We start from the raw sequence: 15,722 nt of genomic DNA, 5'->3' as shown, positions 1-15,722 counted from the left end.
AGCGTTCATCCTGAGCCAGGATCAAACTCTCCAATAAAGTTAGTTTGTCTAGCATCTAAAATAAAAATTGACGTTTCACGTTGTTTGTTTCGTTCAGTTTTCAAAGAACTACTTGGTCGCTCATTTGCGACTTCCTTATGTTAACATTTTCATCTTTCAATGTCAACTAAGTTTTTCATTTCGTTTACCGCTTTCGACGTTGTTGTCATCGGCGACTTGTTCTATATTACACCTCTAATCTCTAATCGTCAACATGTTTTTCTAAAAAAGTATAAAAAGGCTTATTTCTTTTAAAATAAGCCTTTTTATCATATACCATTCTATTCGTTTATTATTTTTCTATAATTGGTAACGAGACGATAAACTGAATAATACCATCCTCATATTCAGCCCGAATACTACCACCTTGTAATTCAACAATACTTTTCGCAATCGCCAATCCAAGGCCCGATCCTTCTGTTGCCCTACTTCTAGATTGATCTTTCTTATAAAAGCGTTCAAATAAACTCGCTAACTCTTCTCTCGTAAACTCTTCACTATGATTCGCAATTACAATTTGTATATCCCGGCGCTGCCTTTGAAGAGAAACTTTGATTTCCCCATCATCTTTACTATACTTAATCGCGTTCATTAATAGATTATCAAATACACGGACCATCTTTTCCGAATCAATCGCTGCATAGGCACGTTCCTCAGGAAACTTCTTAACGAACGTAAGTCCATGCTCTTCCGCTTGCGGTACTAACTCTTCTATTAATTGCTCGAGCAACTCATTTACACATACTTCTTGTTTTTCTAATACAACTTGTTCATTCGTTAACTTCGTATACTCAAATAAATCTTCTATTAAATTCTTTAACTGCTCCGATTTAGCAAAAGCAATTCTTGTATACTCATCATGTTGTTCTTTATTTTCATATTTAGAATCTCGAAGTAATCGCAAGTAACCCATAATAGAAGTCAGTGGTGTACGTAAATCGTGAGATACATTCGTAATAAGCTCATTCTTTTGCTTCTCTAATCTACGTTCCTTTTCTATATTATTCATAAGCTCTTCCGCCATATTGTTAATATTCTCAGTTAAAGACGCAATCTCATCTTCACCTTTCTTCTCAATACGGTACGCTAAGTTGCCTTTTTCTATTTCCTTTACACCTTCTGCCATCGCTTCAATTTGTTTCATCTTTCTCTTTGTTATATAGAAGAAAGAGAAAATGAATATAAGTACACCAATTAAAAATGGAAATGGCCCTTCTACTTTATAATACACTACTTCCCCTTGAGGAATTCCACTCACAAACATATATAAATTCTTACCTTCTATTGTAATAGGTGAGAAAGTAATAAACTCTTTTCTAGATCTTTCAATATCATTATTATTCGAATAATTGATAGCAAACGAAGTTGCATTACGAATTGTATTATGCAAATTAATTTGTTCTTCTTGTGCCTGCTTCGTTTTATACAAAACCTTACCATTTTCATCGGTAACTAATATTTTAAAAGCATCCTGCCCCTGCTCTAAATGTTCATTTTCTAGCTCTATCATACTTTGTACGGCATCTAATTTATTTGCATCAACCATCATTTCCGCAGTACTTTGCGCTTTACGATTAATTTGTTCCATACCATCTCTATAATTAATCTCAGCATGTCGACTAGCATCTTCAAAAACAGGCGCTACTATCTTCGTTGATACAAAGAGACCTAATAACGCACAAGCAGTAAAAGCCGTAATAAGTTGAATCCGTATACTCCGTTTCACACTCTTCATTATTTTTCCAATTAACTCTCGGATTTTCCTAATATAAGTAAATGGATTAAATATCTTTTTCAATCTTATACCCCACTCCCCATACTGTTTTTATATATCTAGGTTTCCTTGGATTCTCCTCAATCTTTTCACGTACTTTTCGAATATGCACCATTACAGTATTATCAGACTGGAAAGATCTTTCATTCCAAACCTTTTCATAAATTTGCTCTGCACTAAAGACCATTCCCGGATTACGGGCTAGTAATTCTAGAATTGAAAATTCCCTCGGGGTCAGCTTCACTTCTTCTCCCTCTACAATAACTTTATGGGTTGAGATGTTTATTTTCATCTCTCCAATTTCTAGCTCGTCCTCGTTTTGTATAGCGAAACCATTCATTTTCATATAACGGCGTAACTGAGATTTAATTCTTGCGATTAACTCTAACGGATTAAATGGCTTCGTTACATAATCATCTGCCCCTGTTGTTAACCCTAAAATCTTATCCATATCTTGCGTTTTCGCGGAAAGCATAATAATTGGCATTTCTTTTTCTTCCCTTACTTTCATACACATATGAATGCCGTCTACTTTCGGCATCATAATATCTAATACAACTAGATGCACTTCATTTTCTTCCAGGAGACGTAATCCTTCTTCTCCGTCCCCTGCTTGCAGTACTTTATATCCTTCATTCATTAAATAGATTGTAATTAAATTTCGAATTTCTTTTTCATCATCTACGACAAGTATTGTTTCGTTTGCCACAATATCTCCCCCATCACTTTTTTAATCCCTAACTTCTATTATAGGAAAACTTCTGAAGAAAAACGCTCGGAAATCCTTAAGATTTTCTGAAGACGCAAAAAAGATCTAGACTCCCCTTAAGTCTAGACCTTTCAAAAACCCCTTTTATTTACGAACGTAGATGAAATATAGTACGAATAAAACTCCCATAACATACATAATTGGATGAATCTCTTTACGTCGACCACTTACTACCATTGTAATTGGATAGAAGATAAACCCGATTGCAATTCCTGTTGCGATACTATACGTAAGTGGCATTGAAATGATAGTAAAGAATGCCGGTACTGCAATTTCGAATTTCTTCCAGTCAATCTCTCCTAAAGATGAAACCATCAAGATTCCTACAATAATTAGTGCTGGTGCCGTTACAGCTGGTGTTACAACACTTAGTAATGGCGAGAAGAATAGTGCCAGTAAGAAGAATCCTGCTGTTACAACTGCTGTAAATCCAGAACGTCCACCCGCTGCTACCCCTGCAGAAGATTCAATATAAGACGTTGTTGTTGATGTACCTAAGATCGCACCAATTACAGTTGCAATTGCATCTGCAAATAATGCTTTTCCTGCACGTGGTAATTTATTGTTCTTCATTAATCCAGCTTGATTCGCAACCGCTACAAGTGTACCTGCTGTATCAAAGAAATCGATAAAGAAGAACGTTATAATAACAATCCCCATTTGAACAGTGAAAATATCTCCGAAGTGCGTTAACGCCGCACCGAACGTTGGTTCTAAACTCGGTATTGCTCCCACTACCGCTTTCGGAGTATCAATTAATCCGGTTGCTACTCCTAAGATTGCCGTAAGAATCATACCGTAAAATACTGCACCATTAACTTTCTTAATCATGAAGATAATGGTCGTAACAACTCCGAAAATTGCTAGTAACGTTGTGCCCTTTGTTAAATCCCCCAACCCAACAAGAACAGCATCATTTTTCACAATAATTCCGGCATTTTGGAATCCAAGGAAAGCGATGAACAATCCGATACCTGCCGCTACTGCAAACTTTAACTCTGATGGAATTGCATTAATGATTTTTTCACGAATACCTGAAGCTGTAAGAATAATAAAGATAATACCTGACATTAGCGTTCCAGCAATTGCTGTTTGCCACGGAATACCCATCGTTAACACTGCTGTATAAGCAAAGAACGCGTTAATTCCCATACCCGGCGCCAAAGCAATCGGATACTTCGCGAAAATCCCCATAATTAACGAACCGATCGCTGCTGCTAATGCTGTAGCAACGAATACTGCACCTGGATCCATTCCTGTACCTGCTGGTAACCCTTTAACATTCCCAAGTGACAGCGTAGCAGGATTGACAAATAGTACGTAAGCCATAGATAGAAATGTCGTTAAACCTGCTATGAACTCTGTTTTATAATTCGTGCCGAGTTCATCAAACTGAAAATAGCGTTTCATCTTACGTTTCCCCCGTTATATGATTACTCGCCGTAATCCCCTAGCCCTCTTTTATCTATTAAAAATAAAAAAGGCTTCCATTGCATATACATGGAAGCGTTCTATAAATAAAGACAAGATTCCCCTCACCTTTATAAAAACGCCTCGTAGTCAAGCCATTTACGGTAGCTAGGTAGAAACTTTCGGGCCATATCCCCGATATTATACGACGGCATAATATTCACTTTTCGTTTGAATTACATACTCATATTAACTCTTGAAAGTATTTTTGTCAATTTAAATACGAACATTTTTATTAACTTTTATATTTTCGTTCGTATTAAACTCAAAATAAAAAAGATCCATCTATTGCTCATGAGCAATAGATGGATCCTTTATTATAATACTATTCCCACTCGATAGTTGCTGGTGGCTTACTCGTTACATCATACACGATACGGTTAACGTGTTTTACTTCGTTTACGATACGTACAGAGATTTTCTCTAATACGTCCCAAGGGATACGTGCCCAGTCAGCTGTCATACCATCGATAGATGTTACTGCACGGATACCTACTGTGTAATCGTAAGTACGCTCGTCACCCATAACACCTACGCTACGCATACCAGGAAGTGCAGTGAAGTATTGCCAGATTTCGCGATCTAAGCCAGCTTTAATAATTTCTTCACGTAAAATCGCATCAGATTCACGAACGATTTCTAATTTCTCTTCTGTGATTTCACCTAGTACACGAATACCAAGACCAGGACCTGGGAATGGTTGACGCCATACGATTTCATCAGGAATTCCTAGTTCAGATCCTAATACACGTACTTCATCTTTAAATAACGTGTTTAAAGGCTCAATTAATTTGAACTGCATGTCTTCCGGAAGTCCACCAACGTTATGGTGAGATTTAATTGTTTGTGCAGTTGCTGTACCACTCTCAACGATATCTGTGTAAAGTGTACCTTGCGCTAAGAAGTCCATACCTTGTAATTTAGACGCTTCATCATCAAATACGTAAATGAATTCGTTACCGATGATTTTACGTTTTTGTTCTGGATCTTCTACACCTTTTAACTTGTTCATGAAGCGTTCTTTTGCATCCACTTTAATAACGTTCATGTGGAAGCCTTCGCTAAATGTTTTCATAACGCCTTCCGCTTCACCTTTACGAAGTAAACCGTGATCAACGAAAATACATGTTAATTGGTCGCCGATTGCTTTATGAATTAATACTGCTACAACAGAAGAGTCTACACCGCCGCTAAGTGCACATAGTACTTTTTTGTCTCCAACAGTTTCACGGATTTTCTCTAGTTCTACTTCAATAAAGTTCTCCATGTTCCATCCTTCAGAACAGCCACATACGCCGAATACGAAGTTTTTAATTAAATCGTTACCGTGCTCAGAGTGACGTACTTCTGGGTGGAATTGTACACCGTATAAGTTTTTCGCTTCATTGCTCATACCAGCAATTGGGCAAGACTCACTTGTCGCGTCTACTACGAATCCTTCAGGTAAACCAGTTACTAAGTCGCCATGACTCATCCATACAACTTGCTCTTCTGGAAGGTTCGCATATAATTTTGACTCGTTCTCTACTTTCAGAACAGCTTTTCCGTACTCACGGTGGTTTGCACGCTCTACTGTACCACCGAATTGTTGCGTCATAAGTTGCATACCGTAACAAATACCGAAGATCGGTAATCCTAGGTCAAAGATTTTTTCATCACAATGTAATGCACCTTCACCATATACACTATTTGGTCCACCAGAGAAAATAATCCCTTTTGGATTTATTTCTTTAATTTCTTCTGCAGTAATTGTATGCGGATGAAGTTCACTGTATACACCGAACTCACGAATTCGACGTGCTATTAACTGATTGTATTGACTTCCAAAATCTAAAACGATAATTGTATCGTGTTGCTTCTTCAAAATAATCACCCCAACGTTAGTTCTCGTATATAAATATTTTCACCAATTAGGCGAAAAGCATTACCAATATAATAAAAAAAGCCAGTCCTCCGCCTCTAGTCTCATAACAAAGAAAAGGCAGGGGTCTGGCTTTATAAAGAAAGATAGTCTCCGCTCTTTATAAATATAAGACACACTGCCTTCATAGTCAGGTTGTTTACGGTAACCCGGTAGAGACTCTCAAACCATATCTTTGAGGATATATGAAGGATCGTTTTATATTATCTTCCTAGATTCTAACAATGAAGTGTCGGTATGGTCAAGAGAGAAAGCGACAAAATTCTACAGAAATTCATTTCCTTTACTAAAAAACATAAAAAAAACATCCATTTCTATATAGAAATGGATGTTTTTTAGCGCGAACGGAATTACATCATTCCGCCCATACCGCCCATGCCCATGCCGCCCATGTCAGGCATTGCTGGTGCATTTGGTTCTGGTTTGTCAGCTACTACAGCTTCAGTTGTTAAGAACATAGCTGCAACAGATGCTGCGTTTTGAAGTGCAGAGCGAGTTACTTTAGCTGGATCTACGATACCAGTTTCAAGCATGTTAACCCACTCGCCAGTAGCTGCGTTGAAACCAACGCCTACTTTTTCGCCTTTTAGACGCTCTACAACTACAGATCCTTCTAGACCAGCGTTGATTGCGATTTGACGAACTGGCTCTTCTAGTGCACGAAGTACGATGTTGATACCTGTTGCTTCGTCGCCTTCAGCTACGATAGAAGCTACTTTCGTGTATACGTTCATAAGTGAAGTACCACCACCTGCAACGATACCTTCTTCTACTGCTGCACGAGTTGAGTTAAGTGCATCTTCAATGCGAAGTTTGCGCTCTTTCAACTCAGTTTCAGTTGCTGCACCTACTTTAATTACTGCTACGCCACCTGCAAGTTTTGCAAGACGCTCTTGTAATTTTTCACGATCGAATTCAGAAGTTGTTTCTTCTAATTGCGCACGGATTTGACCGATGCGAGCTTCGATTTGTTCTGTGCTTCCTACACCTTCAACTACAGTTGTGTTTTCTTTCGTTACAACAACTTTACCAGCGCGTCCTAAAGATTCAACTGTAGCAGATTTTAAGTCACGGCCTAATTCTTCAGTGATTACTTCGCCACCAGTTAAGATTGCGATATCTTCTAGCATTGCTTTACGACGGTCACCAAATCCAGGAGCTTTAACAGCTACTACATTGAATGTACCACGAAGTTTGTTCACTACTAATGTAGCTAATGCTTCGCCTTCTACATCTTCAGCAATGATAAGAAGCGGTTTACCTTGTTGTACCACTTGCTCTAATACTGGTAAGATTTCTTGAATGTTAGAAATCTTTTTGTCAGTGATTAAGATGTATGGGTTATCAAGAACTGCTTCCATTTTGTCAGAATCAGTAATCATGTAAGGAGATGCATATCCACGATCAAATTGCATACCTTCTACTACGTCTAATTCTGTTGTGAAACCTTTAGATTCTTCTAAAGTAATAACGCCGTCGTTACCAACGCGCTCCATTGCTTCAGCGATTAATTGACCTACTTCTTCGTCAGCAGCAGAAATAGCAGCTACTTGTGCGATAGAAGATTTACCTTCGATTGGTTTAGAAATCGTTTTTAATTCTTCTACTGCAGCAACTACAGCTTTTTCGATACCTTTACGAAGACCCATTGGGTTCGCACCAGCTGTTACGTTTTTAAGACCTTCACGAATCATAGCTTGCGCTAATACAGTTGCAGTTGTTGTTCCGTCACCAGCTACATCATTTGTTTTGCTAGCAACTTCTGCTACTAATTTCGCACCCATGTTTTCGAATGCATCTTCTAATTCAATTTCTTTTGCGATTGTTACACCGTCATTTGTAATAAGTGGTGAACCGAATTTTTTCTCAAGAACAACGTTACGACCTTTTGGTCCAAGCGTTACTTTTACTGCATTTGCAAGAGTGTCGACACCGCGAAGCATCGAACGACGTGCTTCTTCACTAAATTTAATATCTTTTGCCATAATAATTGACCCCCTTGGATTTTTTAAGATTTATATAATTAACCGATAACTGCTAAAATGTCACTTTCACGTAAAATCAAGTAGTCTGTACCTTCATATTTCACTTCAGTACCTGCATATTTTGAGAAGATGATAAGATCACCTGCTGCTACCTCTAAAGCAACACGCTCACCATTTTCAAGCACTCGACCAGTACCTACTGCAATAACTTTACCCTCTTGTGGTTTTTCTTTTGCTGTGTCTGGTAATACAATACCACTTGCTGTTTTTTCTTCCGCTTGAACAAGCTCAATTACAACGCGATCACCTAATGGCTTTAGCATGAACAATAACCTCCTCATTTTGTTATGTAAATTTTATTTATTAGCACTCAAGTCACCCGAGTGCTAACACACTTATAATAATAAATAATCTCAATTTCTTTTGCAAGTAAAAAAATCATAATTTTTTCGCAAATTACGCTATAAATTTTTCTATATAGAGTTCCTCTTCTTCTACCTTTACTATATGAATCGTTGTTTCCACTACTCGTATGTTACAATATGAAAGGACACCCTAAGTTGTTTTCGCTACACACACAACTTTCTCCTGTCTTCTATTATAATTTCAAATAAGGATTTACAAAAAAAAACATAATTTAAGTAAGGTTTATATCGTAGGTAGCATATTTACATGTTATCCTACCTTATCTCATACACTAGAGTTAGAAAGGATGGTTAAACCATTTGAAAAAACAATATTGGTGGGTTATCGTTACATACATTTTAATGCAGTTATCATCAATTGCTGGATTACCACTTCTTCTGAAAACTGGGCTTTATGATAACAGGGGATTCACTAGGGAAGAGAAATTTCAACTCATAACTGGTCACTGGGCGATCATTAGCTTCTTTATTGCATTATGTATCGTACTTTGGTTACTTAGAACAGATATTCGCGACAGACATTTAGATACAAAGCGTTCTACTGTTCCAGCTACAATTGGTTGGATTTTTATCGGGTTCTTCTTAGCATTTTTCTCGCAAAGTATTGCTGGTATGATTGAAATGTATGTATTAGGTATTAAACCTGGATCTGAAAATACAGCGAGACTTATGGATATCGCAAGAACGACACCTTGGTTCCTTATCGTCATCTCTATACTAGGACCTATTTTGGAAGAAATCGTATTTAGAAAAATTTTATTTGGTACACTTTATAAGAAGTTTAACTTCTTTATTGCCGCTATCATTAGTTCCCTTGTATTTGCGGCGATTCATTTTGATTTTACTCACTTATTGGTATACACTGCTATGGGGCTCGTATTCGCCTTCTTATATGTAAAAACGAAGCGTATTATCGTTCCCATTGCAGCTCATGTTGCAATGAATACATTAGTTGCAGTTGCCCAAGTTTTAATGAGTAACGAACAAATTCAAGAAATGATTAAAGAAGCTGAAAAAATGCAAGGCTTTATCGGAGGATTTTTAGTATGAGAAACTCACCATTGTTCATGGCTATATTGTACTTCCTTCTAGGATGTATCTTTACACATCTAGCCATTAGGAATGTAACAGATACAATTTGGAATATGTGGACAATACTATTTGCAGTTATGGCGACGATTGATTTTAATTTGGCACTTCGCCTCATCTTAGTTAAATTCACAAAGAAAAAACAATAATAAAACGCAGAGGTCGCTTCCTCTGCGTTTTATTGTGGATAATTCTTCAAAAAGTAAACTAATGTTTGTAACTCTACTGCTAAATCAATATGATGAATTCTTATATTGTCTGACACATTTAATCGTGCTGGTGTGAAATTCAAAATACCATGCACGTTTGTTTCTGCCAATCTATCAGCTACAGATTGTGCTACTGTAGCGGGTACTGTTAATATTGCCACTTGTATATCAGATGATAAACGTTCTTCTAATTCATCTAAGTGATATACAGGAATGCCTCCGATTTCTGTTCCAACTTTCTCTTCACTAATATCAAACGCCATTTCAATTTTTGTATTATTGTTTTTCGTGAAATTATAATGTAAGAAAGCGGTCCCTAAATTACCTACTCCAATAAGCGCTACACGTGTTATATCATCTTGGTCGAGTGTTTCACGGAAAAATGATAATAAATAATTTACGTTATATCCATATCCTTTTTTCCCTAATGCTCCAAAGTATGAGAAATCTCTTCGAATCGTTGCGGAATCAACCTTTACCGCTTCACTTAATTCGGCTGATGAAACACGTTGCTTACCAGACAAAGATAAGTTTTGGATAAATCGATAGTATAGAGGCAATCTCTTAGCAGTGGCTTGTGGAATTTTCTGCTGCTCCATATAACCTCTCCTCTCTTCCTATCTTTATTCATATGCTTTAATTAAATACAGAAGTTTAGCACTTATTAAATTCCTTGTATAATAGAAAGAAGAAGTATTCTCTCTGTATTTTAAACTATACACTATTTTTAGTATGATTGAGAAATATAAACATGGCAAAGTTAAGAAATTATTTGAGGTGAAAACATTGATTTTATTACAAGTAAACGCGCTTTCGAAATTATACGGTGCAGAAACGATTCTTTCAAATATAAAATTAGAAGTTCAAACGAAAGATCGTATCGCATTAGTCGGACGAAATGGCGCTGGAAAATCTACATTATTAAAAATAATAGCGGGTGAGCTATCTCATGATGGTGGAGAAATTATAAAACCGAAAGATGTCTCAATTGGATATTTAGCTCAAAATACCGGTTTAGAAACATCTTTAACAATTTGGGATGAAATGTTAACCGTCTTTACACACTTGCAGCAAATGGAGACAAAACTTCGAAGGCTAGAGCAAGAGATGGGAAAAGAAGAAAACTTTTCAAACGAGGCTACATATGAAAGATTATTAGCTGATTATGACCAATTACAATTAGATTATAAAGATCAAGGTGGCTATCAGTACGAAGCAGATATCCGCTCGATTTTAAGTGGTCTTGGCTTCCCAGTTGAAACGCACCAGACGACGATTTCGACATTAAGCGGTGGACAAAAAACACGATTAGCTCTCGGTAAATTATTATTAACGAAACCAGACTTACTTATTTTGGACGAGCCTACAAACCATTTAGACATCGAAACATTAACATGGCTTGAACAATATTTACAAGGTTATCCTGGGGCAATACTAATCGTTTCCCATGACCGTTATTTCTTAGATAAACTTGTTACACAAGTATATGAAATTTCGAATAAAGAAAGTAGACGATTTGTTGGTAACTACAGTAAATATTTAGACTTAAAATCAGCACTATACGAGCAAGAAATGAAACGTTATGAAAAACAACAAGATGAGATTGCTAAGCTAGAGGACTTCGTTCAAAAAAATATAGCTCGTGCATCTACGACAAAACGTGCGCAAAGCCGCCGTAAACAATTAGACCGTATGGAATTATTAACAAGACCATTAGGGGATTCTAAGTCAGCTTCCTTCCACTTCGATATTGAAAAACAAAGTGGAAATGATGTTTTACAAGTAAAGGACGCAACTATCGGCTATGATAAGGATCCAATTATTGAACATGTAACAATGCGCTTAACTCGCGGAGATAGTGTTGCTTTAGTTGGTCCAAATGGAATTGGGAAATCCACATTATTAAAATCCATTGTGAATAAGTTACCATTATTACATGGTGAGGTTTCTTTCGGATCTAATGTCTCTGTTGGTTATTATGATCAGGAACAAGCTAATTTAACATCTTCTAAGCGAGTTTTAAATGAGCTATGGGATGAATATCCACTGCAACCTGAAAAAGAAATTCGCACGATATTAGGTAACTTCTTATTCACAGGAGATGATGTATTAAAGCCAGTATCTTCTCTTAGCGGTGGACAAAAAGCTCGTTTAGCTCTTGCCAAACTTATGATGCAAAAATCGAATTTATTAATTCTCGATGAGCCTACAAACCATCTTGATTTAAATAGTAAAGAGATTTTGGAGAATGCTTTAATTGATTATCCTGGTACCCTTCTCTTTGTATCTCATGACCGCTACTTTATTAATCGTGTAACGACGACCGTTGTTGAGTTATCAACAGAAGGTGCACAGGAATATTTAGGGGACTACGATTACTACGTTGAAAAGAAAAATGAGATGATTGAACGTGCTGAGTTTGAACAACAAGAACAGCAAGAAAATCATGCACCTGTTCAAAAAACTGTAGCTCCAGAAAAATTAAATTATCTCGAAGAAAAAGAGCGCAAAAAGTTGGAGCGTCAACGTACTCGAAAAATTGAGGAACTAGAACAAAACATTGTACAATTTGAAGAAGAAATTGCTACGTTAGAAGATCAACTTTGCTTACCAGAAATATATGCAGATTATGAAAAGGCTAGTGAAATTACAACGAAAAAGCAAACACTACAAGAGCAACTTGATGCTTGTATGGCAGAATGGGAAGAATTACATTTATAAGAGTCTTAAATAAGAGGGATGTCTCATAAGTCGGGATTTTAGACTATGCGGCATCCTTTTTATCTTCTAGTTTGAATTAACGTCATATTGTATAAAATATTCGACATGAGGCATCGTTTCAACGACAAAGTTTGACAATATTAGCGACTCCTATAATAAGAGCATATTTCAAAATGTTTTTTAAAGATATCTTCTTGTTTTTTATTTCCCGAGAAAAATACATCTAAAGGTCAGACTTCACCTATTTTATCCACAACATTATACACATATCCACCTTTATAAAATAAACAACAAAATAACTTTTCCACATTATCCACAATCAACAAAAAAGTTATCAACATTTTATATACACAATAAAACCCATATTATCAACAGATAATATGGGTTTTATCCACAAGCTGTGGTTAATTTTGTGCATAACTATGCTTCAATATCTAATCCTGGATTTGCATTTAAAGCTAATGTAGCACGTTTTCCTTGTTCATATGCAATTGTACCTGCCGCTGCAATCATTGCTGCATTATCTGTACATAAAGATAGAGGAGGAATAATTAGCTCTACATTTTCTTTTTGTGCAAATTCTGCTTCTAAACGTGCACGCAGTCCTTTATTCGCAGCTACTCCACCAGCAAGAAGCACTTGCTTTACGTTATAAGCATCCGCTGCACGAGATGCTTTCGTTACTAATACGTCAATTACACTCTCTTGGAAACTTGCTGCTAAATCTTCCGGTGCAATTTCTATCCCGCGTTGTTTTGCGTTATGCACAGTGTTGATAACTGCTGATTTCAATCCGCTAAAACTGAAATCATACGAATCCGGTTCTAGCCATGCACGAGGTAAATCAATTGTTGGTTCTCCTTCATGTGCAAGTCGATCAATATGAGGACCACCTGGATATGGCATAGATAACGTACGAGCTACTTTATCATATGCCTCTCCTGCTGCGTCATCTCGCGTTTCACCAATTACTTCAAATGAACCATGTTCTTTCATATAAACAAGCTCTGTATGCCCACCAGAGACAACAAGTGATAGTAATGGGAATTGAACTTCTTTTACTAAGCGGTTCGCATAAATGTGGCCAGCGATATGATGAACACCAACTAGGGGGATATCATGTGCAAATGCCACTGCTTTCGCTGCGTTCACCCCTATTAGAAGCGCTCCTACTAAACCAGGTCCTTCTGTAACAGCAATTGCATCAATATCATCAAATGTGATATTCGCTTCTTTTAACGCTTCTTCTAATACAACTGTAATTTCTTCTACATGATGACGGGACGCAATCTCTGGTACAACTCCGCCAAAACGTTTATGACTTTCAATTTGTGATGCAACAACATTTGCAATAATTTCCGTTCCATTTTTAACAACCGCTACTGCTGTTTCATCACAACTTGTTTCAATACCAAGTATAATCGTATTTTTTTCCATTATATATTCACCCACATTACGAGACCATCTTCCTGATTGTCTGCATAGTATCGTTTACGAATTCCACCATTTTGAAATCCGTATTTTCTGTATAACTGTTTTGCTACTTCATTTGATACACGTACTTCAAGTGTCATCGTTTTTACACCTAGAGTTTTCGCTTCGGAAATAACTTCTTTTAATAAAGCATCTCCTAGCTTTTGACCTCTGTATTCTGGCAAAATAGCTATATTTGTTATATGCGATTCATCAATAATTATCCACAATCCACAATACCCAATTACACGACCATCTTTTTCTAGCACAACATAATGTGCATGTTCATTCATCGTTAACTCACGGTGAAAGGCATCTGCAGTCCAAGGAGTTGAAAAAGATGCTTCTTCAATGGCTACAATTTGAGCAATATCATCAAGTTCCATCTTTCTAAATATCATATCCATCCTCTGCAAGCTCCTACTTGTTTTGACTTTCTAACCACTTTGTTTCAGCTTCAGCTAAACGAAGGTAACTAGGAACAAATGAATGTACATCTTGTTCTTCTTTTTGTAATCCTAAGAACGCTAGCTCACTTGGTCTTGGGTTATTTTTAGTGAAAGGAGCAAAGACAGCTTGATTGCCTAAATGTTCGATAATTGTTTCTTTGTGTAGTTTCACATCGTTACCAATAAATAAAACAGGCTTTCCTTTATCTTTTAACATTTGCAACCAGTCTACAATAAGGATGATTCGGTCTTCCTCTATAGAAGTTAAATCCTCTCCTTCATATGTATATAAGCCAGTATAAATTTGTCCACGTCTTCCATCGAATAAAGGACAGATTAATCCATCAAAATTAGCTCCGTTTGCAGCCACTACTTCTAAACTTGATACACCCACAATTGGTATTTGAAGTGACCAAGCTAATGTTTTGGCAGCTGTCACACCTATACGAACCCCTGTATATGATCCTGGTCCAGCAGCTACAACTATTTTAGTTAATTCTTTTGGTTTTACACCGCATTCTTTTAACAGTTGTTCTACAGCTGGCATAAGACGCACAGAATGATTTTTTGTTAAATTTGTAATGATTTCCCCAATTACGTTTCCTTCTTCAATAAGGGATACACCCATTACATAATTTGAAGTATCAATTGCTAGTACTTTCATCTTGTAATAGCTCCTCACATAATCTAATATAGCGATCTCCAATTGGCTCGAGTACAATGTTTCTTGTGTCATCTCCAGCATGGAATAAACTAATTTGTAGCTTCTCATTTGGTAAATATGCTTCTATTAAATGAGCCCATTCTACTACCGTAATTCCTTCACCGTAGAAATACTCATCAAAACCTAAGTCTTCTTCACTTTCAGCTAAACGATACACGTCCATATGATATAGCGGTAATCTCCCTTTATATTCTTTAATAATATTAAAGGTAGGACTATTTACAACTCTTTTCACTCCAAGACCTTTTGCTAGTCCCTTTGTAAAAGTCGTCTTACCAGCCCCTAGATCTCCTTCTAAAATAATTACATCTTGTGCCTGAGCAAGTTCACCAAGTTTTTCTGATAATCTTTGTGTTTCCTCAGATGATTTTGTTGTTATTTCATATTTACTCACAGACTTCACCTACTTTACTCACAATGTTCTCTGCTATTTATTATACAGGTTTTGAATATATAAAAAAGTCCTTAGGAGTTTTCCTAAGGATAGTTTGACTGTCTTTATTAGTTTTTTGTTAAAACAAATAAAAAAATACGAAACAACATGTTTCGTTCTTTTCTTTATATAAAATGGCGGTCCCGACCGGGGTCGAACCGGCGATCTCCTGCGTGACAGGCAGGCATGTTAACCACTACACCACGGGACCATTTGGTTGCGGGGACAGGATTTGAACCTG

At 36.8% G+C, this 15,722-nt stretch carries 14 protein-coding genes, 1 tRNA gene and 2 riboswitches; of the genes, 3 read left to right on the top strand and 12 right to left on the bottom strand.

Annotation, left to right across the window (positions count from 1 at the left end):
• Positions 1-331 precede the first annotated feature (331 nt).
• From ACTFNE_RS26980 to groES, 6 genes are all read right to left on the bottom strand, one after another.
• The gene (locus ACTFNE_RS26980; RefSeq protein WP_046199606.1) at positions 332-1,837 is read right to left on the bottom strand and encodes a HAMP domain-containing sensor histidine kinase; all 1,506 of its coding nucleotides are present in this window, start codon (positions 1,835-1,837) and stop codon (positions 332-334) included.
• Positions 1,821-2,522 (bottom strand): response regulator transcription factor, encoded by a 702-nt coding sequence (locus tag ACTFNE_RS26975; RefSeq protein WP_046199607.1) that lies wholly within the window; start codon positions 2,520-2,522, stop codon positions 1,821-1,823. Before ACTFNE_RS26975 ends, ACTFNE_RS26980 begins: the two co-directional genes overlap by 17 nt.
• Positions 2,523-2,666: 144 nt before the next feature.
• Positions 2,667-3,992 carry an NCS2 family permease gene (locus ACTFNE_RS26970; RefSeq protein ID WP_000833093.1) on the bottom strand — a complete coding sequence of 442 codons (1,326 nt, stop codon included), beginning with the start codon at positions 3,990-3,992 and terminating at the stop codon, positions 2,667-2,669.
• A 127-nt stretch (positions 3,993-4,119) separates the two neighbouring features.
• A riboswitch (purine riboswitch) is annotated at positions 4,120-4,221 on the bottom strand.
• A gap of 156 nt (positions 4,222-4,377) precedes the next feature.
• On the bottom strand, positions 4,378-5,916 hold the full coding sequence (guaA, locus tag ACTFNE_RS26965; protein ID WP_141108673.1) for a glutamine-hydrolyzing GMP synthase: 1,539 nt from the start codon (positions 5,914-5,916) through the stop codon (positions 4,378-4,380).
• Positions 5,917-6,080: 164 nt separating this feature from the next.
• Positions 6,081-6,182, bottom strand: a riboswitch (purine riboswitch).
• 141 nt (positions 6,183-6,323) lie between these two features.
• Positions 6,324-7,958: a chaperonin GroEL gene (groL, locus tag ACTFNE_RS26960; protein ID WP_001029999.1), complete on the bottom strand. Its 1,635-nt coding sequence runs from the start codon at positions 7,956-7,958 to the stop codon at positions 6,324-6,326.
• 38 nt (positions 7,959-7,996) lie between these two features.
• On the bottom strand, positions 7,997-8,281 hold the full coding sequence (gene groES / locus ACTFNE_RS26955) for a co-chaperone GroES (protein WP_000917306.1): 285 nt from the start codon (positions 8,279-8,281) through the stop codon (positions 7,997-7,999).
• Between the two features lie 402 nt (positions 8,282-8,683).
• On the opposite strand from groES, the gene ACTFNE_RS26950 reads away from it, so the two are divergent.
• Both ACTFNE_RS26950 and ACTFNE_RS26945 read left to right on the top strand, forming a co-directional pair.
• Positions 8,684-9,433 carry a CPBP family intramembrane glutamic endopeptidase gene (locus ACTFNE_RS26950; protein ID WP_046199609.1) on the top strand — a complete coding sequence of 250 codons (750 nt, stop codon included), beginning with the start codon at positions 8,684-8,686 and terminating at the stop codon, positions 9,431-9,433.
• Positions 9,430-9,621 carry a YdiK family protein gene (locus tag ACTFNE_RS26945; RefSeq protein WP_001246207.1) on the top strand — a complete coding sequence of 64 codons (192 nt, stop codon included), beginning with the start codon at positions 9,430-9,432 and terminating at the stop codon, positions 9,619-9,621. Before ACTFNE_RS26950 ends, ACTFNE_RS26945 begins: the two co-directional genes overlap by 4 nt.
• A 29-nt stretch (positions 9,622-9,650) precedes the next feature.
• Here the strand turns inward: ACTFNE_RS26945 and ACTFNE_RS26940 are convergent, their stop codons facing one another.
• Positions 9,651-10,280 (bottom strand): redox-sensing transcriptional repressor Rex, encoded by a 630-nt coding sequence (locus ACTFNE_RS26940; RefSeq protein WP_000437698.1) that lies wholly within the window; start codon positions 10,278-10,280, stop codon positions 9,651-9,653.
• A gap of 187 nt (positions 10,281-10,467) precedes the next feature.
• On the opposite strand from ACTFNE_RS26940, the gene ACTFNE_RS26935 reads away from it, so the two are divergent.
• Positions 10,468-12,402, top strand: coding sequence for an ABC-F family ATP-binding cassette domain-containing protein (locus ACTFNE_RS26935; RefSeq protein ID WP_000602165.1), 1,935 nt, complete (start codon positions 10,468-10,470; stop codon positions 12,400-12,402).
• Positions 12,403-12,822: 420 nt separating this feature from the next.
• Here ACTFNE_RS26935 and tsaD read toward each other — a convergent pair whose 3' ends face one another.
• The 5 genes from tsaD to ACTFNE_RS26910 all read right to left on the bottom strand — a co-directional run bounded on the left by tsaD (position 12,823) and on the right by ACTFNE_RS26910 (position 15,692).
• A complete protein-coding gene (gene tsaD, locus ACTFNE_RS26930; RefSeq protein ID WP_000414588.1) occupies positions 12,823-13,839 on the bottom strand; it encodes a tRNA (adenosine(37)-N6)-threonylcarbamoyltransferase complex transferase subunit TsaD in 1,017 nt (338 codons plus the stop codon).
• Complete coding sequence (rimI, locus tag ACTFNE_RS26925; protein WP_000367197.1) at positions 13,839-14,282, bottom strand: ribosomal protein S18-alanine N-acetyltransferase; 444 nt, start codon at positions 14,280-14,282, stop codon at positions 13,839-13,841. Before rimI ends, tsaD begins: the two co-directional genes overlap by 1 nt.
• 13 nt (positions 14,283-14,295) lie before the next feature.
• Positions 14,296-14,988, bottom strand: a complete 693-nt coding sequence (gene tsaB, locus ACTFNE_RS26920; protein WP_000865758.1) for a tRNA (adenosine(37)-N6)-threonylcarbamoyltransferase complex dimerization subunit type 1 TsaB — start codon at positions 14,986-14,988, stop codon at positions 14,296-14,298.
• Positions 14,969-15,442 (bottom strand): tRNA (adenosine(37)-N6)-threonylcarbamoyltransferase complex ATPase subunit type 1 TsaE, encoded by a 474-nt coding sequence (tsaE, locus tag ACTFNE_RS26915; RefSeq protein ID WP_000049631.1) that lies wholly within the window; start codon positions 15,440-15,442, stop codon positions 14,969-14,971. Before tsaE ends, tsaB begins: the two co-directional genes overlap by 20 nt.
• A 174-nt stretch (positions 15,443-15,616) precedes the next feature.
• Positions 15,617-15,692: transfer RNA gene (locus ACTFNE_RS26910), tRNA-Asp, on the bottom strand.
• Positions 15,693-15,722: the final 30 nt, after the last annotated feature.

This window comes from Bacillus cereus group sp. MYBKT111-2 (genome assembly GCF_051915205.1).
Taxonomy (GTDB): Bacteria; Bacillota; Bacilli; order Bacillales; family Bacillaceae_G; genus Bacillus_A; species Bacillus_A paranthracis.
Note: the sequence above shows the minus strand (reverse complement) of the source record. Positions and strands in the feature narration are given on the sequence as shown.